This is a genomic window from Blattabacterium cuenoti (assembly GCF_014251695.1).
GTDB classification, from domain to species: Bacteria; Bacteroidota; Bacteroidia; order Flavobacteriales; family Blattabacteriaceae; genus Blattabacterium; species Blattabacterium cuenoti_T.
Genome location: NZ_CP059195.1, coordinates 281,401 through 305,595 on the forward strand (window position 1 = coordinate 281,401; position 24,195 = coordinate 305,595).

The following is a 24,195-nucleotide window of genomic DNA, read 5'->3' on the forward strand; positions in this document are numbered from 1 at the left end:
TTTATTCAAGAATATTTTCTTCATTCATATAACGAATAATAGCTTTTTTAATTAAAAATAATTGTTCTTTCTGATTAAAAGGAATTTTATTTTTCAATATATAATGGGGCCATCCTTCTTTATCTCTTCCCGTAAACAAATAATAACCAAAAGGTTCCAATATTCTACATATTGCAATATGTAGAATATTGATTTTATCTTCTTTATTAAAGAATATATCTTTTCCTTTCCCTAATTCTTGAATTCCTATTAGGTAAATAATTCCAATGAGATCAATTTGTCCTTCTATATAAAAATTGTTTTGTATATATGATATGACCTTATTCCAATTGATATGAAATTGTTGCATAAATGTTTTTTCCATTTTATTTAGTATATTAAAAAAATAGTTATGTTAGATATAATTATTATAATTATAATTTTATATGGTGGATATCATGGATATAAAAAAGGATTAATTTCTCAATTATTCATATTTATGATATTTTTTATGTTGATTCTCAAAGGATTTTATATTTTCTCTTTTGTTAAAGAAATCTTAAAAGAAGTCAATATAGTAAGCAAAAAATCCTATCAATTTATAATTTATTCTATAATAATTTCTCTTTTTTCTATTATTGTTATAGCTTTTATAACTAAAAAAATTATAGAATTTATAATGATAATCACATGGATGAAACCTATAGATAGATTAGGGGGTGGAATATTAGGTATGATTAAATGTTTTTTTTGTCTTTCAATATGTATTCTTTTACTAAAAGAAGCTAATAAAAAAATACATCTCTTTTCTTATAATTTTTTACAAAATTCCTTTGAAAAAGAATTTCAATTTCTTTTATATCAAAAAGGATCTTTATTGAATAAATTGAAAGAGTTATATTTTAAATTTTATGAATTTTAAAAAAAAAATTTTTTCTATTTTATCAAAAAAAGAATTTGATAATTTGACATGGGATATATTCCATTATCAAATTAAAAATAATGAAATTTATAAAAATTATCTTAAATCCTTAGATATTAATCCATTTGAAATCAAAAATATATCTAAAATTCCTTTTTTACCTATTTCTTTTTTTAAAACGCATCGTATTTTGAGTACTAATATAACGGATTGTTACGATATCATTTTTACCAGCAGTGGAACTGATGGTCTCAGAAGTAAACATTATGTCCAAAATTTGAGTATTTATATTGATAGTATTAAAAAAGGTTTTGAATTTTTTTATGGGCCGATAGAAAAATTTAAGTTTTTAGGATTTTTTCCCACAAATAGGAAAGACTCTTCTTTAATTTATATGATAAAATATTTGATACAAAAAACTAAAAAAAATGGAAGTTATTTTGTCCCTTATACTTCTTATAAAGATCCCCATCTTATTCCCAATAAAAAGGATAAAAATATTTTTATTTTTGGACTTAGCTTTTCTTTATTAGATTTTATAGAAAAATATAATCATATTAAAAAAAATGAATATAGAAACAAAGTTATAATTATGGAAACAGGTGGGATGAAAGGAAGAAGAAAAGAAATCATTAGAGAAGAATTACACAATAATTTAAAAAAATTTTTTTGTGTAAAGGAAATTCATTCGGAATATGGGATGACAGAATTGCTTTCTCAAGCATATGCCAAAAAAAACGGAATATTTCAATGTCCTCCTTGGATGAAAATATATATCAGAGATCCTGAAGATCCTTTTATACATGTAGAAAACAATAAAATAGGAGGAATTGATATTATCGATTTATCAAATTATTTATCTTGTCCTTTTATTTCTACCCAAGATTTGGGGAAAAAAATCAATGATAATGAATTCGAAGTATTAGGAAGAATGGATTTTTCAGACATGCGAGGATGTAATCTAATGACACCCATTTTCTAGTAAGCTAAAAAAGATGCGTCTTTTTTGGATGAAATATGGGGTAATGCATCGTGATACAATAAAATGAGATATTCTATACTTTCCGTTATTTTTTTTGATTGTAAAAGAAGATCCAACATCAAAAATGTATTTTTTGTTCCATATTTATTATGTATAATCCCCATAACCTGTTGATTCATTTGCTCTTCAATTATTTTTATAATATCATTTTGTATAGTACAAGGAAATTTAATCCCCTTACAATTTTTATCAATTATTATTCTTTTTATGATGTTTAAATGTTTCATCATAAGATGCTCAAGTGTTAGCAAATTATTTTTTTGTTGATATTTTAAAGGTTTATGACTATTTATGACATGAAATAATGTATGATTCGTAATAATGTCTAAAGATTCAACGATTTCTTTAGTTTTGTTGTTTATATGTAGATAAAGGATTCCAGAAATCGGTTCGTGTTTCTTCGTTTTTCTAATAACTTTAATCAAAGAGTTATGTATTTTCGTAAAATTTTCTTTTACTTTTAAAAAATTATTTCGACTCTTTTGAAGAATTACTAAATTTTCTTTAGTAATTCCTTCTATGCTATTTTTGTAAATATTCTCAATATATTCAAATATTGGTTTTAGAATATCTAAGGTATTGCTTAAAGTGATCTCTAAAGTTAGATTTACTATCCCAAAAAACGGTTTTTTTTCCATTTTTATCCCTTTCATTTTATTATAGTTTTTATAACTTCTGTAAAAAAGAAATAAAATAAAAAAAATAAGAAAGGATAGAGCCCACGCTTTAAAAAAGTATAAAAAAACAGCTATGAATCCCGCCATAATAAAAGCAATGAACCCGGTTAAAAACCATCCTCTTATGACTTTTAATACCCCTGAAACTCTATACACTGCACTTTCTCTGTCCCATGCTCTATCTGAAAGAGAAGTCCCCATAGATACCATAAAAGTAACAAAAGTGGTAGACAATGGCAGTTTTTGAACTGTGGCTATAGATATCAATATGCTGGATATAGTTAAATTAGCAGAAGCTCTAACCAGGTCAAAAGCTATATTTTTTTCTTTTTGTATTTTTTTTGGTTTAAAGTTTTTTTCTATTTTAACTAGAAATCTTTTTGGAAATAATTTAAAAAAATTATTTCCAAAATATAAAAAAAATCGAACAATTCCTCTAGAAAAAGGATTGGATAAAAATTTTTCTGGTCCTTCATTTTGTCTACTTAAATTAAGTTCTGTACTTGTGATGTTTTTGGTTTTTTTGGAGAACCAAAGAGTGAATATCATAATCATTCCTGCAAAAATTAAAACAGAAGATGGGACCTGTACATTTCCAGATAAACTTTTCATATTGAATTTTTCAGCAGGAGGACTTCCCGATTCTTTCCATATTTTATAAGACTGTATACTGGCTATAGGAATACCAATAAAATTGACTAAATCATTTCCAGCAAAAGCCATAGCTAAAGAAAAAGTCCCATATAATACGACAAATTTTAATATATTATATCCTAAAGAAACAAATATCTTTGATATAAGAGTCCATGTTGAAAATAATGTAAGTAAAAAAATAAAAAAATTATGATGAATCCATTTTATGAAATATTGAATGAACAAGGAAAATTCTGTTTGATTTTCATCAATAATTCCTTGTAAAGTACTATGCAACCCTCTTACAATAAGAAAATAAGTCATACTGCTCAATGAAATTGCACTCCATATTACCCCTACATATTTTAATCTACTTTCATATTCAAAACTAAATAAAGAACGAATGAAATAGTGAATAAAAGCACCGGAAGTAAAAGAAATAATAATAGATAAAAAAATTCCAATACTAATGGTGAATGTTTTTTCTGCTTTAATATATAGAGTTAAATGATGTAAGGGTTCATTATTAAGTGGAGAAATCATTTTTATCATGGTAATGCTGAAAGCCGCACCTAATAAACAAAAAACCATAGAGACTGTAGTAGACGTGGGGTATCCTAAAGTGTTAAAAATATCCAATAAAATAATATCGGATATCATAACCGATAAAAAAATAAAAATAATATCTGAAAAATAAAAATAAGAAGGATCAAAAACCCCTTTTCTTGCTACTTCCATCATTCCACTAGACAAAAGAGCTCCTAATAAAATACCTAAGCTAGCAAAAGTCATGATAGTTTGACGAGAAGAAACTTTAGATCCAATAGCAGAATTTAGAAAATTAACGGCATCATTAATCAAGCCTACAATAAGATCAAATATGGATAATAAAAAAAGAACCACTATAATTGAGGGATAAAAAAAATTCATAATAATAGGTATTATTGAATTCACAAAAAAAAATTTGTATTAAGATTTGTTTTTATAAAAAGTAAATAATTTTTATGATTTTATAATTTTTTCAAAGATTCTTTAATAAGATTTTCTACAGATAATTCTGTATTTTTATCCAAAATATCATCCAAAACTTTTTTAGACTCTTGAGGAGAAAAACCAAGCACACTCAAAGCACTTAAAGCTTCTTTTTTTATTAAATAAGGTGTATTTTCCAATAATTTTACGTTTTTTTCTTTTTTAGTAATAATTTCTTTAATAATTTTATCTTTTAGTTCAATAATAATTCTTTTAGCTATTTTTAAACCAATTCCTTTAACTTTATTAAATACTTTAACATCTTCTTGAGATATAGATTTTTCTATTTCATATGGAGTTAGAGAAGATAGTAACATGATAGCAGAACTAGGGCCTATTCCGTTTACAGATATTAAATAAGAAAATATTTTTCTTTCTTTTTTATCAAAAAAACCATACAAAACATGTTGATTTTCTTTTATGAACAGATAAGTATGTATGTAAACATCTTTTCCTTCTTTTTCAAATAAAGAAGAATAGGTATATGAGGATATATAAAGATGATATCCTACTCCATGACAATCTATTATTAAATAAGATTGATTTTTTTCTACTAACTTTCCTATTAAATGTGTTATCACGATATTATCAATAGATAATAACTTTTATAAGTTATTTTTTTCTAAAAAAAATTTGTATAGGGACACCTATAAAATCAAAGTAAAAACGAATTTTATTTTCAATAAATCTTTTATAAGATTCTTTTATATTTTTAGGAAAATTAGAAAAAAAAATAAATTTTGGAGTGCATGAAGGCAACTGAGTACAATACTTTATAGTTATGAATTTATTTTTTTTATTAGGAGTTGGAGGATTTTTTTTAAAAATTGGTAACATAATTTTATTTAAAATATTCGTTTTTAATCTATTTTTACGGGTTTTTAGAACTTTATAAGCAGTGGGAATAATATTGTGTATTCCATCTTTATTTTTAGCGGATATAAAAAGAATGGGAACATTATAAAATGGAGAAATTTTTTTTCTTATAAAAAATTCGTAATTTTTTTGTGTATCATAATTTGGTTTATGATGAAATAAATCCCATTTATTAATAAGAATTATAACCCCTTTGTTATTTTTTTCCACTAATCTAAAAATATTCATATCCTGTTTTTCCCATCCACAAACTGCATCTACCATTAAAAAACAAACATCCGCATATTCTATTGATTTAAACGTTCTCATAGTAGAATAAAATTCAATGTTATCTTTTATTTTGGATTTTTTTCTGATTCCAGGTGTATCTACTAAAATACATTCATATTTATTATATAACACGTCTAGACTATCCCTGGTTGTCCCCGAAATATTTGTCACAATATGATGATTTGTATTTAGAAAAGAGTTAATTAAAGTTGATTTTCCTACATTTGGACGTCCTACTATTGAAAAACGAGGAAGAAATTCGTCTTCCAATATTTTTTTCTTTTGTTTTAAAAAAAATTCCGTTTTTAAAATTTCTATTAATTTATCTAGTAATTCTCCTGTTCCACTCCCATTTTTAGCTGATATATAGTAATATTTTTCAAATCCTAAACGGAAAAAATCTGTATCAGAATACATAGATTTTCCGTTATCTACTTTATTCACTACTAATAAAATTATTTTTTTATATTTTCTTAAAATTTTAGAAAATTCTATATCCGCATCTAATATTCCTATTTTTATATCTACTAAAAATAAAATTACATCAGATTCTTTAATAGCTGTACAAATTTGGTTTTTTATTTCTTTTTCCAGTACATCATTTTTTGAAACTGAAAAACCACCAGTATCTACTACAGAAAATTTTACGCCATTCCATTCTGAATCTCCATAAATACGATCTCTTGTTACTCCACTTGTAACATGAACAACAGCTTTTCTTCTTCCTACAAGACGATTAAATAAAGTTGATTTTCCTACATTAGGACGTCCTACTATAGATACGATATAATTCATTTTTAATAAATTATTCACATCACAAAGGTAAAATTTTTTTATTAGTTTCATTCTTAGATTATTAGTCAAAGTGTATATTAACAAAAAAATAATGTGTTACGTATAGATATTGTTAGTATAGTACCTGAAATTTTTCATAGTCCTTTTTCAAATTCCATTATTAAAAAGGCTATGAATAAAGGAATAATTGATATTTATGTTCATGATTTACGTAAATATGGTTTAGGGAAAAGAAAAAATGTGGATGATTATCCTTATGGAGGTGGATCAGGTATGGTAATTAGAATAGAGCCCGTATATCAATGTTTTTCAAAACTTTTATCAGAAAGAGATTATGATGAAAAAATTTTTATGAGTCCTGATGGAAAGTTATTTTCACAAAAATATGCTCAAGATTTAATTGACAAGAAAAATATTATCATTCTTTGTGGACGTTATAAAGGAATTGATCAAAGAATCAGGGAGAACTTAATCTCTAAAGAAATTTCTATTGGAAATTATATTTTATCTGGAGGAGAATTAGCTGCTGCTGTTGTTGTAGAATCTATGGTTAGATTGTTACCTGGAGTAATACAAAATAAAGATTCCATTCTAACAGATTCTTTCCAAAAAAAATACTTTATAGCACCTCCTATTTACACTAGGCCCGTTATTTATAAAGGATGGGCTGTCCCAAAAATACTTTTATCTGGACATCATAAGAAGATAAAGGATTGGTTAGATAAAAAATCTATAAAATTCAAACAAAAATCGGATTTTTAGAGGATCCATAAAAATGGATTTTTTTATAAATTAAACGTTTTATAACTTCATCAAGTTTATCAAACTTAAATTCTTTAATTACATCTTCCATCAAATTTCTAATTTTAGAATTGCACAAATTTCCTATACTTCCTTCATGAGAATAACATCCCTTAGTAAAGGGTTTGAAACATCCATTTTGTATATCTAAACCTACTTTTTGATAAGCTTTTCTGAAAGAAAATCCTTTTTCAATAACTAATTTGTTCACGACCTCAACACTAAACAAGTATTGATATTTATCATCTAAAAGAATATCCTTTTTTACTATGATATGATTCAACATATATTGAAACATAGAAAAACATTTTTTTATTTCTTCAAAAATAGGAATAAATCTTTCTTTAATAATTTGAAAATCTCTATGATATCCGGAACATAAATTAGAAGAAATCAAAGAAATTTCATTAGGTAACGAGGTCATTCTATTACATTTTGCTCTTATAATTTCAAAAACATCTGGATTCTTCTTGTGAGGCATAATGCTAGACCCGGTAGTAAGATGATCAGGAAAACTAATAAAATTAAAATTTTGACTTAAGTATAAGCAAATATCTTGTGCCATTTTACCTAAAGTTCTTGCCAAAGAAGAAATAGATTCTGAAACAATTCTTTCCATTTTTCCACGTCCCATTTGAGCATATACTACATTATAATTTAAATTTTCGAAACCCAATAAATCAGTTGTCATTTTTCTATTTAAAGGTAAAGAAGATCCATAACCTGCGGCGGACCCTAAAGGATTTTTGTTTACGATACGATATGCGGTCTGCATTAAGAGTAAATCATCTATTAACCCTTCTGCATATGCAGCAAACCAAAGACCAAAAGAAGAAGGCATCGCTATTTGATAATGAGTATAACCAGGCATTAATATATTTTTATGTTGTTCACTTAATTTTAATAATAAATCAAAAAAAGAATAAGTCATGTATACGATTTCCTTGATTTCTGTACGAACAAAAAGTTTTAAATCTACCAAAATTTGATCATTTCTGGATCTACCACTATGTATTTTTTTTCCTACTTCTCCTAAACGATTGGTTAGTAAAAATTCTATTTGAGAATGAATATCTTCTATCCCTTCATTAATCTTAAAATTATTCTTTAAAATTTCGTTAAGATAAATGTTACGCAATTCCTGAATTAAAATTTTTAAATCTTTTTTATTTAATAATCCTATACTTTTTAACATAATAATATGAGCTATGGTTCCTATAACATCATGTGGAGCCAAAAGTAAATCTATTTTTGAGTCCTTACTTGAAGTAAAATTTTCTATTTCTTTACTAAAACTAAAATTCTTTTTTTTTTCCCAAATTTTCACGGAATAATATTTTTTCTATCTTTGATTAATTATAAGATAAAACTATAAATTTTATGTAAAAAAATAAAATTATAATGGGTTATGAATAAAAAACATAATACAATAAAAGATTATACAGCAGATAGTATTCAATCTCTTGAAGGGATTGAACATATTAGACTCAGACCCTCTATGTATATTGGAGACGTTGGGATTAGAGGGTTACATCATTTAGTTTACGAAGTGATAGATAATTCTGTAGATGAAGCTTTAGCAGGATTTTGCAATAAAATATGGGTAACAATTCATAAAAATGGATTTATCACTGTACTTGACAATGGTCGTGGTATTCCAATAGAAATTCATAAAAAAGAAGGAATATCGGCTCTAGAAGTTGTTATGACAAAAATTGGTGCAGGTGGTAAATTTGATAAAAATTCTTATAAAGTTTCTGGAGGATTACATGGAGTCGGAATTTCTTGTGTTAATGCTCTGTCTCAAAAACTTATAGTTACAATTTATAGAAACGGAAAAATTTATCAACAAGAGTATTTTCAAGGAAAAGCCCTTAATCCTGTAAAATTTTTAGGAAAAACAAATATGCAAGGAACAAAAATTTATTATCTTGCTGATCATTCTATTTTCAATTCCATTATATATAATTATGAAATTTTATCGAATCGATTGAAAGAATTATCTTTTTTAAATAAAGGTTTGTACTTATTTTTGAAAGACGAAAGAGAGAATATAAAAGAACATTTTTTTTCTAAAAATGGATTAAAAGAATATCTCCCAATTTTAGATAAAAATCATGAATCTTTAACCAAAAATATCCTTTTTATTGAAGGAGAGAAAGATAATACGGTTGTCGAAATTGCAATGCAATACAACACTTCTTTTAAAGAAAAAATTTATTCTTATGTGAATAATATCAATACTTATGAAGGAGGAACTCATATTTCAGGTTTCCGAAGAGCATTAACAAGAACGTTTAAAAAATATGTAGATGGATATGGCATTTTATCTAATAAAATAGAATTCACTGGAGATGATTTTAGAGAAGGAATTACAGCTATTATATCTGTTAGAGTAATGGAACCCCAATTTGAAGGACAAACTAAAACCAAATTAAGTAATCACGAAGTAGGAGGTATTGTGGAAAAAATTATGGGAGAAGCGTTGTATAGTTATTTAGAAGAACACCCTAGTGATAGAAAAAAAATTATTGATAAAATAATATTAGCAGCTAAAGCACGTCAAGCAGCTAAGAAAGCTCGTGAATTAATAATACAGAAAAAAAATCCTATAAATAGTGTTTTACCTGGAAAATTAGCGGATTGTTCTTTCAATAATCCAGAAAATTGTGAAATTTATTTAGTAGAAGGAGATTCTGCTGGAGGGACGGCTAAACAAGGAAGAGATAGGAATTTTCAAGCAATTTTACCCTTGCGAGGGAAAATACTAAATGTTGAAAAAGCTATGCAATATAAAATATTTGAAAATGAGGAAATAAAAAATATATTTACTTCTTTAGGAGTTTCTATTGGAACAGAAGAAGATCAAAAAATTTTAAATATAAAAAAACTTAGATATAATAAAGTCATTATTATGACAGATGCAGATATAGATGGAAGTCATATTTCTACTTTAATTTTAACATTATTCTTTCGTTATATGAAACCCTTAATAGAAAAAGGACACATTTATATTGCTACACCTCCACTTTATTTCATTCGAAAAGGAAATCATTATCAATATGCTTGGAATGATAAAGAAAGAGAAAATATTATCCATAAATTAGGAGGAAGAAAATCTATCAATATACAACGCTATAAAGGCTTAGGAGAAATGAATGCAGAACAACTTTGGGAAACAACAATGAATCCAAAAAAAAGAACTTTACGTAAAGTGAATATAGACGATTATTCAGAAGCAGACAAAATATTCTCCATTCTTATGGGAGATGAAGTTCCCCCACGAAGAAATTTTATAGAACAAAATGCAATACATGCAAAAATTGATGTTTAGTTTTTTGAATTGATTGAGAGAGTAAAATCTATTAATTAATATCGTTATGAATTATATTCAATCGATCCTATTAGGAATTCTTGAAGGAATTACAGAATTTTTTCCTATTTCTTCTACAGGACACATGATTATTGCGGCTTCCATAATGGGAATTCTAGAAAATAGAATAACAAATTTATTTCTTATTTCTGTTCAATTTGGAGCCGTTTTATCTGTAATTTTTTTATATAGAAACAAGTTTTTTTTTCAAAAATTAGATTTTTATCTCAAAGTATTCATAGCTAGTTTTCCTGTATGTATTTTTGGTTTTTTATTGAACAAAATAACCAATTTTTTTTTAGATAAACCACTTATAGTCGCTTTATCTCTTTTGATAGGAGGATTAGTAATTTTGAAAGTAGAAATTGTTTATGAAAAAAATTTTCATAATAGAAAAAATAGTATTACTTATTTGAAAGCTTTTATTATTGGATTATTTCAATGTATGGCTTTAATACCAGGAGTATCTAGAAGCGCAACTAACATTGTTGCTTGTATGTTACAAAATGTGAATAGAAAAAAAACTATTGAATTTTCTTTTTTTTTATCTATCCCTGTCATTGGAATTGCTACATGTAAAAAATTATTTGACTATTATTTTCAATTAAATTCTTTTACATTTAAAGATATAGAATTATTATTATTAGGAAACATCGCGTCTTTTATCGCTGGAATGATATCTATCAAATGTTTCATAAAATATTTAAATAATTTTAAATTATTCGGATACTATAGAATTTTTTTAGGAACTTTTTTTCTTATTATACATTATTTAATAAAACCGATTGTAAAATTTTGAATATAAATTTGTCAGAATTTAAAAATGGGAAAATATTGTTAGTAGATAAACCATGGGGATGGACTTCTTTTGATATTGTTAAAAAAATAAAAAATTCTATTCTTACTGCTACTACAAAAAAAGAAAATTTAAAAATTGGGCATGCAGGAACTTTAGATCCTTTTGCAACAGGTTTATTAATTGTCCTCACAGGAAAATATACTAAAAAAGTAAATGAGATTCAAAATTATAAAAAAATTTATACAGGTATTATAAAATTAGGCTGTGAAACCTTATCTTTTGATTCAGAAACAAAAGAACAGAATTTTTCTTCCGTTTCACATATTACTCCTCAATTGATTAAAAAAATATCTAAAAAATTTTTGGGAGAAATAGATCAATATCCTCCATATTTTTCTGCGTTAAAAACAAAAGGAAAAAGATTCTATGAATATGCTCGAAAAGGGCTAAAAATTATTATAAAATCTAGACGTGTTAAAATTTATAAATTTCATATCCTAAAAATAGGAATTCCCTATATAAAATTTTTCATAGAATGCGGAAAAGGAACTTATATTCGATCTATCGCCCAAGAATTTGGTAAAGCGCTTCGAAGCGGAGCTTATATCCTTTCATTAAGAAGAGAACGGATAGGAAATTTTTCCATGAATTATTCTTCTCTAGAATTAAATTTTTCAAAAGAATTTACATGTTACTTGCTCGATTAAATTTTATATTTTTTGTACCATGAATGAAACCTTTTTTGGTGCTCTTCATTAGTGAATACTCCTTTTTTTACTCCTTCTAACAAATGTTTGTTCAATAATACACCTGTTTTAGAAAAAATAGATTTTACCGTATTGGTAGGTTGTGCTCCTTTCATTAACCAGGATACAGAATTTTGCATTTTTAATACAGTTGAAGGAGGATCCGTATGAGGATTATAAGTTCCTAGTTTTTCAATAAATTTTCCATTTCTAGGGGATCGAGAATCAGCTACAACTATATGATAAATAGGTCTATGTTTTTTTCCAATTCTTTTTAACCGAATTTTTACGGACATAATTTTATTAATTTATATTATATCTGAACCGTTTTATGGTCTTTTACTTTTATAGTAAAGTAACCCAAATTTAGATATAATTATCATGTTTTTGAAAAAAAATGGTATATATTTACATTTTTTATAGACCCGTTGTGTAACGGTAGCACAGCAGATTTTGGTTCTGTTAGTTGGGGTTCGAGTCCCTACGGGTCTGTTACCTTGCCATATCTATTGTTTTAATTTATTTTGATTGGATTCTTTAGAGAATAAAATGAGTATTGGAATGAAAATAAAAAAAGAAAAAGTTTTATTAATAGCTTTTTTAAGTGTTTTAGCATATGTCTTTATTCATTTATCAAAATCCTTATTAGGATTGGATAATTTTACTCTTTGCATATTAAGATATTTCGTGATATCTATTTTCATATTGTATTCTTTTATGAAGAAAGATTTAACTACTTGGATCTTATTATCCATTATAATAGGAATCGAAATGGGATTAGATATGCCAAAAATTGCTGTGGAACTAAGATTTTTATCTCAAATATTTTTGAGATTAATAAAGACTATCATTGCTCCAATATTGTTTTCCACTTTAGTCGTTGGAATAGCAAGTCATTCTAATATTAAACAATTAGGGAGCATGGGATGGAAATCCCTACTATATTTTGAAGTCGTGACAACTTTAGCTTTATTTATTGGTCTGATTGCAATTAATGTATCTCAGGCTGGAGTAGGCATTGTGATCCCTTTAGGAATTACGGAACAACAATTACCGAAAGTAGAAAGTAGGACTTGGCAAGATACAATTCTTCATGTATTTCCGGAAAATTTTATAAAATCCATATATCATGGAGATGTATTACCAATTGTGGTATTTTCTGTTATATTTGGTATATCCATGGTTTTTTTAGAAGAAAAAAAACGTAGTCCTATATTACTGTTTGCAGAGAGTCTTTCAGAAATTATGTTTAAATTTACTAAAATTATCATGTATTTTGCTCCTATAGGAGTGGGATCCGCCATTGCTTATACAGTAGGACACATGGGGTTGGATATTTTATATAATTTATTTCAGCTGTTATTAACTCTTTATATTGCTTTATTAATTTTTTTGATAGTTGTTTTACTTCCTATTCTTTTTTGGATTAAAGTTCCTTTAAAAGGTTTTGTCAAAGCATTAACTGAACCTGTATCACTGGCGTTTGCGACTACGAGTTCCGAATCCGCCTTGCCTTTACTTATGGAAAATTTAGAAAAATTAGGTGTTCCCAAAAAAATTATAGCTTTTGTGATTCCTACAGGTTATAGCTTTAACTTAGATGGAACTACTCTTTATTTATCTTTAGCAACTGTTTTTGTCGCTCAAGCATCTGGTATTCCTTTAAGTTTTAGTCAACAAATATTTATAGGACTAACGTTAATTTTAACGAGTAAAGGAGTTGCTGGAGTTCCTAGAGCATCTTTAGTAATTCTTTTAGCTACTGTGGCATCTTTTGGGTTACCGACTTGGCCTATATTAGCTATTATAGGGATAGATGAATTAATGGATATGGCTAGAACTACCGTAAATGTTATAGGAAATGGATTAGCTAGTTGTGTAATTGCTCGTTCTGAAGGAGAATTGGATGATAAAAAAATGTTTGATTATATCAAAAGTGAAAATGATTTGTAATTGAATTTTGAAAACAAATTTTTTTTTCTATAAAAAAAAATATTCTATAGATCCGAATGGAATAGTAATATGCAAAAGTTATTCCAATATTGCTTTAATTAAATATTGGGGAAAACATAATAATAAAATTCAAATACCGTTGAATTCATCTATTAGTTTTTCTTTAGGAAAAGTGTACACGGTTACACGATTAATTTATAAAGAGAAAAAAAAAATGAATTTATCTGTAAGAGTATTTTTTTCAGGAAAAGAAAAAACTAGTTTTCTTCCAAAAATTTTAGAATTTTTTCACAGAATTTCATTTTATTGTTCCTATTTACGGTATTTTAATTTTATTATAGAAACCTATAATACTTTTCCACATAGTAGTGGAATAGCTTCTTCTGCTTCTTCCATGAGTTCTTTAGCATTATGTATCATGAAAATAGAAAAAAAATTAGTATACTCTTTAAAAGAAGATTTTTTTTTAAGAAAAGCTTCTTTTCTAGCAAGATTAGGTTCTGGAAGTGCTTGCAGATCTATTTATCCTGGACTAGTTGTTTGGGGATGTCATCAATCCATAAAAGGAAGTAACAATCTTTATGCTATACCATATCCATATGAAGTACATTCCATTTTTACAAAAATAGAAGATACTATTTTAATCATAGATGATAAACCTAAAAAAATTTTGAGTACAAAAGGACATAAATTGATGAATCATAACCCTTATGCTAGAGAGAGATTTAAATGTGCTAATAAAAATATGAATAGACTTATATCTATATTAAAAATAGGAGATTTTCAAGAATTTGGAGAATTAATAGAACATGAAGCTTTGACTCTTCATGCCATGATCATGACCTCTCGTCCCTATTTTTTATGTATGAAACCAAATACTCTGAACGTTATTCAGACGGTATGGGATTTTAGAAAAAATAGCAAAAAAAATGTTTATTTTACACTAGATGCAGGTGCCAATGTTCATCTTTTATATCCTATTCAAGAAAAAACATCCATACTAAAATGGATATATAGTGATTTATTTTCTTATTGTAAAAAAATTATAGAAAGTTTTTGTTTATCGAATTAATTATCTTTATTTTTTATTTTGTATTTTTGGTGGACGTAGCTCAGTTGGTTTAGAGCATCAGATTGTGGTTCTGAGGGTCGCCGGTTCGAATCCGGTCGTTCACCCAAATTTTTTAATTCAATACCTTTTTTATTCTTGTAAAAGCTTCTATGATTTTATCTTCTGATGAAGCGTAAGAAATACGTAAACATTCATTATCACCAAAAGCACTCCCACTCACGGTAGCTACTTGAGTTTTTTCAAGTAAAAATTCAGAAAATTCATCTGAATTTTGAATCATTTTTTTATGTAATTTTTGTCCAAAAAAATATGAAATTTTTGGAAAAATATAAAAAGCTCCATTCGGTTGATAAAATTGAAATCCATTAATTTCTTTTATTATATCTAAAACTAAATTTCTTCTTTTTTCAAACTCTTTAATCATATATTCTATTTTATTGGGATGAGCTTCTAATGCCGTAATAGCAGCTATCTGTGCAATAGAATTCGGACAAGAAGTCATCTGACCTTGTATTTTATCACAAGATTGAGCAATCCATTCTGGAGCTCCAATATATCCAATTCTCCAACCTGTCATTGAAAAAGCTTTAGATAATCCATTCACTGTGATAACTTGATGATAGATATCAGGAAATACAGCAATACTAGTATGTTTTTCTGAGTAACAAATATGTTCATAAATTTCATCAGAAAGGATCATGATTTCTGGATATTTTTTAAAAATATCCACTAAATTTTTTAGTTCTTCATAAGAATAAACACTTCCGGTAGGATTACAAGGAGAACTAAAAATAAATAATTTTGTTTTCGATGTAATTGCTTTTTCTAGTTGTTCTGGAGAAATCTTAAAATTATTCTTCATCATTGTTGGAATGATAACAGGATAAGATTCACAAATATTTACCATTTGTAAATAACTAACCCAATAAGGAGCAGGAATAATAACTTCATCGTCTTTATTCAACAAAGAGAATAGAACATTCATTATAGCTTGTTTTGCTCCGGTAGAAACTACAATTTGAGAAGGAGTGTATTTTAAACAATTATCACGGTAGAATTTTTCACATATGACTTTTTTAAGTTCTAAATATCCGGATACGGGAGTATAATAATGATACCCTTCATCTATAGCTTTTTTTGCAGCGGATAAAACAAAATTAGGAGGGAAAAAATCGGGTTCTCCTAAACTCAAATTTATAACGTCATAACCTTTATTTTTTAATTCTCTAGCTTTAGCTGACATAGCTATAGTTTGTGAATAAGAGATATTCTGTAAACGATTGGATAATCTATTTTTCATAAATATTTATGATTGATTGTAATTATTTTATTGAAATGATTACAAATCTAAATAAATTTGATTATAAGTTTATTTATCCTTGAATATGGAATTAATTAAAAAATATTTTCCAAATCTATTAGATCAACAAATTTATAGATTATCTTTTTTAAAAAATTTATATGCATATTGGAATACATATGTCAATTTAGTTTCTAGAAAAACATTTCACGATTTTTATCTACAACACGTCCTTTCTTGTTTAGGAATAGCTAAAGTATTTTATTTTTATCCTGGATCATGTGTTATGGATTTAGGAACAGGAGGAGGATTCCCTGGAATTCCTTTATCCATAATTTTTCCTAATACCAAATTTATCTTAGTAGATTCTACGAGAAAAAAAATTAAAATTATAGAACAAATCATATATCATCTTCATTTAAAAAATGTAAATCCTATTTGGATACGTGCAGATAAATTAGAGAAAAAATTTGATTTTGTGGTTACTAGAGCTGTAAATAAAATAGATATCATCCATAATTGGATAAAAGATAAATTTAAATACAAATCTAATTCTAGAATTAAAAATGGAGCTTTATATCTAAAAGGAGGAGATCTTTATGATGAATTAAAAAAATTTCCTCATGCAATAGAATATCCTTTAAATCATTATTTTGAAGAACCATTTTTTAGAACTAAAAAAGTAATTTGGATTTCCAACATTTAATAGAATAGAAACTGATTAAAAATGAATCCTAAAAAAATTTTTGTAGAAAAAGTGAAACAAAAAGGTGGATGGGTTAATGCTCATGCTCATTTAGATAGAGCTTATACTCTCACAAAAAAAAATTTCAAATATTCTTATTCCCCCCTTAAAAAAAAATGGTATCTGGTTGATGAAATGAAACGTTTAGCTACAGAAGAGGATATTTATATTCGTATGGAAAAAGCTTTAGAATATTTTTTAATGCAAGGGACACAAGCTTTATGTTCTTTTATTGATGTAGATGAAATTATTGAAGATCGTGCCTTGAAAGCTGCTAAAAAATTGAAAAATAATTATGGAAATTCTATTCATATTTGTTTTGCTAATCAAGTTCTGAAAGGGGTATTGAATAAACAGTCAAAATATTGGTTCGATCAATCAATAGAATTTGTGGATATTATTGGTGGATTACCCGCTACAGATTATGGAAAAGAAGATGAACATATAGATATTTTATTACAAATAGCTAAAAAAAAAGGAAAAATTGTGCATGTACATGTAGATCAATTTAATACTAGTGAGGAAAAAGAAACTGAAAAATTAGCAAAAAAAACGATTGAACATGGAATGCAAGGAAAAGTAGTAGCTATACATAGTATTTCTTTAGCCGCACATGCTAGAAATTATCGTTTTAAAATATACAAATTGATGAAACAAGCGGATTTAATGGTAATATCTTGTCCCATTGCTTGGATTGATCATACCAGAAGTGAGCGTTTAACTCCTAGCCATAATTCTATCACTCCAGTGGATGAGATGGTTCCTGAAGGAATTATAGTGGGGTTTGGGACAGATAACATTTGTGACATATATAAACCTTTTTCTGATGGAAATTTATGGATAGAATTACGAGTTATGTTGGAAGCTTGTCATTATTATGATATAGATAATTTGGTAAAAATTGCTACAATAAATGGATTAAAAGTATTAGGATTGAAAGAAAAGTAATTTATTTTTTTCCTTTTTTTTCTGGACGCATTTGTGGAAAAAGTAAAACTTCTTGAATCGATTTTTTTTTAGTAAGTAACATAACTAAACGATCTATTCCAATTCCAATCCCTGCAGTAGGAGGCATACCGAATTCTAAAGCGCGTATAAAATCTTGATCAATAGATTCGTCTATCGTTTTTTTTTCGGCAAACTTTACTTGTTCTCGTAAACGATCAAGTTGATCAATAGGATCATTAAGTTCTGAATAAGCATTCGCAATTTCTTGCCCATTTATAATAAGTTCAAAACGTTCTGATAAATTTTTTTTATAACGGTGTCTTTTAGTTAGAGGACTCATTTCTATAGGATAATCAATAATAAAAGTAGGATTGATATAATTTTTTTCACATTTTTCTTCAAAAATATTTTCAATCAGTTTAGCTTTACTCATTTTTATATTTTCTTCTATATGCAATTTTTTACAAACTTTTCTTAACTCTTCCTCTCCCATTTCTTTAAGATCAAATCCTGTATATTTTTTAATCGAATCCAATATAGATATACGAAGAAAAGGAGTTTGAAAACTAATATGATTATCTTCTTTTTTTTGAAATTTATTACATATGCATTTTATCAATTTTTCTGTAAAATTCATCATCCAGTAATAATCTTTATAAGCTACATAAAGTTCTAATACAGTAAATTCTGGATTATGAATACGATCCATCCCCTCATTTCTGAAATTTCTAGAAAATTCATATACCCCGTGAAATCCCCCAATAATCAGTCTTTTTAAATAAAGTTCATTAGCTATACGTAAATATAATGGAATTCCTAGTGTATTATGATACGTTTCAAAAGGACGAGCAATAGCTCCTCCAGGAATAGATTGTAGAATAGGGGTCTCTACTTCTAGATATCCTTTATCATCCAAAAAATTTCTAATTTTTTGGATGATACGAGTACGTTTTAAAAAAATTTCTTTCACATGATCATTTACAATAAGATCGACATAACGCATACGATAACGTTGTTCCGTATTGGAAAAAGCATCATATATTTTTTTATTTTTATCCATTTTTACTTGTGGTAAAGGGCTGATAGATTTGGATAATAAAGTGAATTGATGAACATTTATGGTTATTTCATCCATTTTTGTCTTAAATAAAATTCCTTTTACTCCAATAATATCTCCTATATCTATAAGTTTTTTTAAAAAAATATTGTAAGCATCCTCTTTTTTTATTTGATCATAAGATAATAATAAATGATCCTGAGTAAAATATATTTGCATACATCCCGTGTGATCTTTTATCTCTCCGAAAGAAGCTTTTCCTAAAATTCGCAAACGCATTAACCGTCCAGCTATGCTTATAGTTTCTTTTTCTGCAAAATTTTTTTGTATATTACGAATAGTGGTGGTAACAATATATTCTTCTGATGGATAAGGATTAATTCCCAATTGTTTCAGTTGATCTAATTTTTTTCTTCGTATAATTTGTTGTTCTGATAAATTTGTGTGGATGTCCCCCATACGAAACGAACGAATTGAATAAAACGAAGGTACATTTGTTTTTCTTATTATATAAATTTTTCAAAAATTATGAAAAAAAAAATACTTTTTTTCGAAGATTTAGGACAAAAAGAATATCAAGAGACTTTGAAATATCAGACAAGATTATTTTATGATATTATACAAAACAAAGTTAATAATATTCCTTCTAAAAAAGCAGGATATTTTCTATTTGTAGAGCATCCTCATGTATATACTATAGGGAAAAATGGGAAAAAAGATAAACATTTGTTGGTTTCATCAGATTTTTTAAAAAAAAAAAATATTTCTGTTTATCAAACAGATAGAGGAGGGGATATCACTTATCATGGTCCTGGACAGTTGATAGGATATCCTATTTTAAATATGGATTATTTTTTTACGGATATTCATAAATATCTTCGTCTTTTAGAAGAAGTTATTATCCATTTTTTATGGAAAAATTATGAAATTAAGGGAGAACGAAAAGAAGGAAAAACAGGGGTTTGGTTTCATGTTAAAAACGGAAAATCTAGAAAAATATGTGCAATAGGAATACGAATGAGTCGTTGGGTGACTATGCATGGATTTGCTTTAAATATAAATACAGATTTACAATATTTCAATCATATTATTCCTTGTGGAATAGATAATCAAGAAGTAACTTCTTTAAAAAAAGAATTGAAAAAGAATGATATCTCTTTTCAAGAGGTAAAAAGTATGGTAAAAAAATCTTTTCAAGAAATTTTTGATGTAAAATTCTTCAACGTTCCTAAAAAATTGTGTTTTTAATTTATTGGTTCGGCGATCATAATTCCATCCTTATCTATTTCTGTGATTAATACATCTTGTAATGTATTTTCATATATAAAAGAATTGTATGAATTTAATGGCATCTTAGTTCGAATATAATTTTCTGTATATCCATATAAATATTCTTTATTGTGATAATTTTTTTCGAATAATACAGTTTTTTTAGTGTTAATTTGCTTTTTACAAAAAAAGCGATATTTTTTCTTTGAAAGGACTCTCAAAACTTTATTCCGTTTCCATTGTATTTTTTTATATACATTTTCCTGTATTGTACTAGATTTTGTATTTGGTCTAGTAGAATAAGTAAATATGTGCAAAGATGAAATTTCTAATTCATTCAAAAAATGATAAGTTTCCAAAAAATGTTTATGTGTTTCTCCAGGAAACCCAACAATAAGATCTGAACCTATATAAGCATCTGGCATTAAATACCGAATTTTTTTTACTTTTTCTTGATAAAGTTCTCGCCTGTAACGTCTATGCATTTTTTCTAAAATATCATTACTTCCAGACTGTAAAGGAATATGAAAATGAGGGACAAAATGTTTACTTTGATGCAAAAACTCAATACATTCATTTTTAAGTAAATTAGGCTCTATAGAAGATAAACGTATTCTTCCTTTTTCTTGTATTTTATCTATAGCTTGTATTAAATCAAAAAATGTATATAACCGTTTATTTTTTCCGTATATATTTTTTCCATAGTCACCTATATTGACACCTGTTAATACGATCTCTTTGACTCCTTTATTAAAAAGAAATCTAATATTTTTCAATATATTTTCTATACTATCAGAACGAGAGGGCCCTCTTGATACAGGAATGATGCAATAACTGCACTTATAATCACATCCATCCTGTATTTTTAAAAAGGAACGAGTTCGATCTCCAACGGAAAACGATGGAAAATAAGTTTTTTTAGAAATAATCTTTGCATAATATTTTTTTCTCAAATCTCTATTAATATAATCTATGATTTGAAATTTTTCTTCATAGCCTAATACGAGATCTACTCCAATAATAGAAGACACTTTTTTAGGATTTCGTTGAGCATAACATCCTATTGCTACAATAAAAGATTTTGAATTTTTATTCATAGCAGAACGTACAATATGCTGAAATTCAATTTCAGCATTTTTTGTTACAGAACAACTATTGATCACATAAATATCTGCATAACTTTTGAAAGAAACATGTTGATAATATAAGTTAGAAAACTTTCTTGCTATGGTAGAGGTTTCTGCGTAATTTAGTTTACACCCCATAGTATAAAATGCTACTTTTTTTTTCAACATTTATTTTCTTTTAATCTGATAGGATGATAGGATCAGTATCATATAATGTTTAAACCCAATCTAAGATGAAAAATAATCTTCAATTCCACTATGACTAGCTTTTATAGCTTTTTTTCCTTTTATCCAATTTGCGGGGCATACTTCTCCACTTTTTTCATAATATTGAAGAGCATCTATCATACGAATAGCTTCATGTACATTTCTACCTAAAGGAAAATCATTAATTAAAAGATGTCTTATTATTCCTCCTTTATCTATTAAAAATAATCCTCTATAAGCAATAAGTTCTCCCGTAGCTTTCAATTCTTTATTATCATTATTGCAAATCCAATCTCCAGACAAGACTCCATAGTTATGAGATATGGTCTTATTGATATCAGAAACAATAGGGTAAGTTACCCCATGTATTCCCCCTTTTTTTTTTGGCATCTGCAACCAAGCCCAATGAGATTGTTCTGTATCCGTAGAAACAGCAATAATTTGTACATTTCTCATTTCAAAATCCTTAATTTGTTCTTGAAAAGCATATATTTCTGTAGGACAGACAAAAGTAAAATCTTTAGGATAAAAGAAAAGCAAAACATACCTACTTCCTTTAAATTGTTCTAAAGTAAAATTTTGGACAATATTTTTTCCATTTAATACCGCATTAGCCGTAAAATTAGGCGCTTTTTTTGAAATTAATGTATTCATTTTTTGCGTGTTTATATGCACGAATTTACCAAAACTTAAAAGAAGAAAAAAATAAATTTTTTAATATAAAATAAATTATACATATCTATGTAATTTTTTATGAAGTTCATTTTTTATATTTGTTAAATGCATAATTTTCCTTATAAGAACTTTTTTATCCTCATCCTTTGCAATATAATTCTGATAATGTATAATTTCTTTTTGAATCAATTTAGAAATATACAAAGATTTATATCTCAATAAAATATCACTAATATATTGATTCATGTGATCCTCCTGGGAGGTTACTTGTATTCCTTTTCTATCCCATTTTGATAATGAATAATATTTTATATTTTTTTTATAAAAAAATTTTGATAAATGTGTTTTTTTGTTTTTTAAACAAATTTTATCAAATATTTTTTGATTTTTATTCAAAGAAAAACGTAAGTTCCAACATTTAAAAACATGCAATATTTCTTCTAAAACCGTAATATTGTGTTCTTTTTTTTTTATGATCTGATTTCCATGATTTAAAATCAATTGAATTAATTCTTCTTCAAGAACAAGAATCGTATTTTTTTTTTTGTAAAAAAACATTGAATCTTCCTTATTCTTAACTAGACTAAATTTCTGTGTATTTTTTTCATTTATTCTTTTCAATTCAGAAATAAGAACTTTTTTACGAATGTTTAATACTTTAGAAGCTTCTTGTAGGTATAATTCCTTTTGAAGGATATTGGATATTTTTGAAATACTATTCAAAATATTTTTAACCAAAAATGATTTTTTTATGGGATCATCTTTATGGAATCTTTCATATATTTTTTGTTTAAAGGAAACAAAATTGTAACTATTTTTTGCTACAAAATCTTTTAGTTTAGAAAAAGAATATTTTTTGGATATAAAATCTGGATCTTCTCCATTAGAAATAAATAATATGCGTAAATTTATTTCTTGTTCTAGCATCATATTAATCCCTCTTAAAGAGGCTTTAATTCCAGAACGATCTCCATCATAAAAAAGAACAATATTTTTTGTAAATCTTTTGATCAATAGAATTTGATCCATAGTAAGTGAAATCCCAGAAGAAGAAACTACATTTTTTATACCAGATTGATGTAAAGAAATAACATCTGTATATCCTTCCACTAAATAACAAAAATTTTCTTTAAGAATGTTTTTTTTAGCTTGAAATAAGCCATATAAAATTCTACTTTTTTGAAAAATATTGCTTTCTGATGAATTGATATACTTAGTGGAATATACAGAATCAATATTTCTACCTCCAAAACCTATAACCCTACCTGATAAATTATGTATTGGAAACATCACACGTTTACGGAAACAATCAAAAAAATGATTGTATTTTTTGAAAATAGTTAACCCAGATTTTTGGATCTCCCGTACTTTAAATCCTTGTTTTAATGCGGATACCGTAAGTATATTCCAAGAAATAGGGGCATAGCCTAATTCGAATTTTTGAATTATTTTTATATCAAAGCCCCTTTTTTGAATTAAATAATTCAATCCATTTTCCTGTCCTTCTTTGGTAGAATGTAATTGGTAAATAAAAAAACGTTTGGCATAATCTTGAATCAAGTATAATTTTTCATACTCTTCTTCCTCTTTATGTTTATATTTTTTATAATCATGAATCTTGATATCATATTTTTTAGCAAGAAAACGTAATGATTCCTCATAAGTAAAATGTTCATGTTCTATAAGAAAAGCGAGAACATTCCCTCCTTTTCCAGAACTAAAATCTTTCCATATTTTTTTGATAGGAGAAACTATAAGAGAAGGTGTTTTTTCATTAGAAAAAGGACTTAGTCCTCTATAATTAAACCCACTTTTTTTTAATTCGATAAAATCTCCAATAACATCTTCTATACAAGAAATAGAAAGTATTTTTTTTATAGTTTCTTTAGAAATCATA

At 26.4% G+C, this 24,195-nt stretch carries 22 protein-coding genes and 2 tRNA genes; 13 read left to right on the plus strand and 11 right to left on the minus strand.

Annotated features, from left to right (window positions below; all coding sequences use genetic code 11):
- Position 1: 1 nt before the first annotated feature.
- Positions 2-364: a hypothetical protein gene (locus H0H62_RS01330; RefSeq protein ID WP_185860951.1), complete on the minus strand. Its 363-nt coding sequence runs from the start codon at positions 362-364 to the stop codon at positions 2-4.
- 27 nt (positions 365-391) lie between these two features.
- On the opposite strand from H0H62_RS01330, the gene H0H62_RS01335 reads away from it, so the two are divergent.
- Complete coding sequence (locus H0H62_RS01335; protein WP_185860952.1) at positions 392-901, plus strand: CvpA family protein; 510 nt, start codon at positions 392-394, stop codon at positions 899-901.
- Complete coding sequence (locus H0H62_RS01340; protein ID WP_185860953.1) at positions 891-1,883, plus strand: LuxE/PaaK family acyltransferase; 993 nt, start codon at positions 891-893, stop codon at positions 1,881-1,883. The genes H0H62_RS01335 and H0H62_RS01340 overlap by 11 nt, the downstream gene beginning before the upstream one ends.
- Here H0H62_RS01340 and H0H62_RS01345 read toward each other — a convergent pair.
- The 3 genes from H0H62_RS01345 to der all read right to left on the minus strand — a co-directional run bounded on the left by H0H62_RS01345 (position 1,880) and on the right by der (position 6,226).
- Positions 1,880-4,183, minus strand: coding sequence for an inorganic phosphate transporter (locus H0H62_RS01345; RefSeq protein WP_185861002.1), 2,304 nt, complete (start codon positions 4,181-4,183; stop codon positions 1,880-1,882). The two genes, H0H62_RS01340 and H0H62_RS01345, sit on opposite strands and share 4 nt — an antisense overlap.
- An 80-nt stretch (positions 4,184-4,263) precedes the next feature.
- The gene (ruvA, locus tag H0H62_RS01350) at positions 4,264-4,866 is read right to left on the minus strand and encodes a Holliday junction branch migration protein RuvA (RefSeq protein ID WP_185860954.1); all 603 of its coding nucleotides are present in this window, start codon (positions 4,864-4,866) and stop codon (positions 4,264-4,266) included.
- 31 nt (positions 4,867-4,897) lie between these two features.
- On the minus strand, positions 4,898-6,226 hold the full coding sequence (gene der / locus H0H62_RS01355; RefSeq protein ID WP_185860955.1) for a ribosome biogenesis GTPase Der: 1,329 nt from the start codon (positions 6,224-6,226) through the stop codon (positions 4,898-4,900).
- Between the two features lie 93 nt (positions 6,227-6,319).
- Between der and trmD the strand changes: the two genes are divergently transcribed.
- The gene (gene trmD, locus H0H62_RS01360) at positions 6,320-6,988 is read left to right on the plus strand and encodes a tRNA (guanosine(37)-N1)-methyltransferase TrmD (protein ID WP_185860956.1); all 669 of its coding nucleotides are present in this window, start codon (positions 6,320-6,322) and stop codon (positions 6,986-6,988) included.
- On the opposite strand, the gene argH is transcribed toward trmD, so the two are convergent.
- Positions 6,966-8,354, minus strand: a complete 1,389-nt coding sequence (argH, locus tag H0H62_RS01365) for an argininosuccinate lyase (RefSeq protein ID WP_185860957.1) — start codon at positions 8,352-8,354, stop codon at positions 6,966-6,968. The two genes, trmD and argH, sit on opposite strands and share 23 nt — an antisense overlap.
- 81 nt (positions 8,355-8,435) lie before the next feature.
- On the opposite strand from argH, the gene gyrB reads away from it, so the two are divergent.
- The 3 genes from gyrB to truB are packed head-to-tail and all read left to right on the plus strand — an operon-like array spanning position 8,436 to position 11,906.
- Positions 8,436-10,361, plus strand: coding sequence for a DNA topoisomerase (ATP-hydrolyzing) subunit B (gene gyrB / locus H0H62_RS01370; protein ID WP_185860958.1), 1,926 nt, complete (start codon positions 8,436-8,438; stop codon positions 10,359-10,361).
- Between the two features lie 46 nt (positions 10,362-10,407).
- Entirely contained in the window at positions 10,408-11,199 is a 792-nt protein-coding gene (locus H0H62_RS01375; protein ID WP_185860959.1) for an undecaprenyl-diphosphate phosphatase, read from the plus strand.
- 8 nt (positions 11,200-11,207) lie between these two features.
- A complete protein-coding gene (gene truB, locus H0H62_RS01380) occupies positions 11,208-11,906 on the plus strand; it encodes a tRNA pseudouridine(55) synthase TruB (RefSeq protein ID WP_317168400.1) in 699 nt (232 codons plus the stop codon).
- Here truB and rpsP read toward each other — a convergent pair.
- Entirely contained in the window at positions 11,903-12,241 is a 339-nt protein-coding gene (gene rpsP, locus H0H62_RS01385) for a 30S ribosomal protein S16 (RefSeq protein ID WP_185860961.1), read from the minus strand. The genes truB and rpsP overlap by 4 nt on opposite strands.
- A gap of 125 nt (positions 12,242-12,366) precedes the next feature.
- On the opposite strand from rpsP, the gene H0H62_RS01390 reads away from it, so the two are divergent.
- The 4 genes from H0H62_RS01390 to H0H62_RS01405 all read left to right on the plus strand — a co-directional run bounded on the left by H0H62_RS01390 (position 12,367) and on the right by H0H62_RS01405 (position 15,074).
- Positions 12,367-12,437 (plus strand) — tRNA-Gln (locus H0H62_RS01390).
- Between the two features lie 57 nt (positions 12,438-12,494).
- Positions 12,495-13,898, plus strand: a complete 1,404-nt coding sequence (locus tag H0H62_RS01395) for a dicarboxylate/amino acid:cation symporter (RefSeq protein WP_185861003.1) — start codon at positions 12,495-12,497, stop codon at positions 13,896-13,898.
- Positions 13,899-13,905: 7 nt separating this feature from the next.
- Positions 13,906-14,970: a diphosphomevalonate/mevalonate 3,5-bisphosphate decarboxylase family protein gene (locus H0H62_RS01400; protein WP_185860962.1), complete on the plus strand. Its 1,065-nt coding sequence runs from the start codon at positions 13,906-13,908 to the stop codon at positions 14,968-14,970.
- A gap of 29 nt (positions 14,971-14,999) precedes the next feature.
- Positions 15,000-15,074: transfer RNA gene (locus H0H62_RS01405), tRNA-His, on the plus strand.
- An 8-nt stretch (positions 15,075-15,082) separates the two neighbouring features.
- Here H0H62_RS01405 and H0H62_RS01410 read toward each other — a convergent pair.
- Positions 15,083-16,270, minus strand: coding sequence for a pyridoxal phosphate-dependent aminotransferase (locus H0H62_RS01410; protein WP_185860963.1), 1,188 nt, complete (start codon positions 16,268-16,270; stop codon positions 15,083-15,085).
- Positions 16,271-16,355: 85 nt separating this feature from the next.
- On the opposite strand from H0H62_RS01410, the gene rsmG reads away from it, so the two are divergent.
- Together rsmG and H0H62_RS01420 are read left to right on the plus strand one after the other, a co-directional pair.
- On the plus strand, positions 16,356-16,976 hold the full coding sequence (gene rsmG, locus H0H62_RS01415) for a 16S rRNA (guanine(527)-N(7))-methyltransferase RsmG (protein ID WP_185860964.1): 621 nt from the start codon (positions 16,356-16,358) through the stop codon (positions 16,974-16,976).
- Positions 16,977-16,997: 21 nt separating this feature from the next.
- Positions 16,998-17,963, plus strand: a complete 966-nt coding sequence (locus tag H0H62_RS01420) for an amidohydrolase family protein (RefSeq protein WP_185860965.1) — start codon at positions 16,998-17,000, stop codon at positions 17,961-17,963.
- Between the two features lies 1 nt (position 17,964).
- Here H0H62_RS01420 and lysS read toward each other — a convergent pair whose 3' ends face one another.
- Positions 17,965-19,479: a lysine--tRNA ligase gene (gene lysS, locus H0H62_RS01425; RefSeq protein WP_185860966.1), complete on the minus strand. Its 1,515-nt coding sequence runs from the start codon at positions 19,477-19,479 to the stop codon at positions 17,965-17,967.
- A 69-nt stretch (positions 19,480-19,548) separates the two neighbouring features.
- On the opposite strand from lysS, the gene lipB reads away from it, so the two are divergent.
- Positions 19,549-20,268: a lipoyl(octanoyl) transferase LipB gene (gene lipB / locus H0H62_RS01430; protein WP_185860967.1), complete on the plus strand. Its 720-nt coding sequence runs from the start codon at positions 19,549-19,551 to the stop codon at positions 20,266-20,268.
- Here the strand turns inward: lipB and mtaB are convergent.
- From mtaB to dnaG, 3 genes are all read right to left on the minus strand, one after another.
- Positions 20,265-21,584 carry a tRNA (N(6)-L-threonylcarbamoyladenosine(37)-C(2))-methylthiotransferase MtaB gene (gene mtaB, locus H0H62_RS01435; protein ID WP_185860968.1) on the minus strand — a complete coding sequence of 440 codons (1,320 nt, stop codon included), beginning with the start codon at positions 21,582-21,584 and terminating at the stop codon, positions 20,265-20,267. The two genes, lipB and mtaB, sit on opposite strands and share 4 nt — an antisense overlap.
- 60 nt (positions 21,585-21,644) lie before the next feature.
- Entirely contained in the window at positions 21,645-22,277 is a 633-nt protein-coding gene (locus H0H62_RS01440; RefSeq protein WP_185860969.1) for a peroxiredoxin, read from the minus strand.
- Positions 22,278-22,352: 75 nt separating this feature from the next.
- On the minus strand, positions 22,353-24,194 hold the full coding sequence (gene dnaG, locus H0H62_RS01445) for a DNA primase (RefSeq protein ID WP_185860970.1): 1,842 nt from the start codon (positions 24,192-24,194) through the stop codon (positions 22,353-22,355).
- Position 24,195 lies beyond the last annotated feature (1 nt).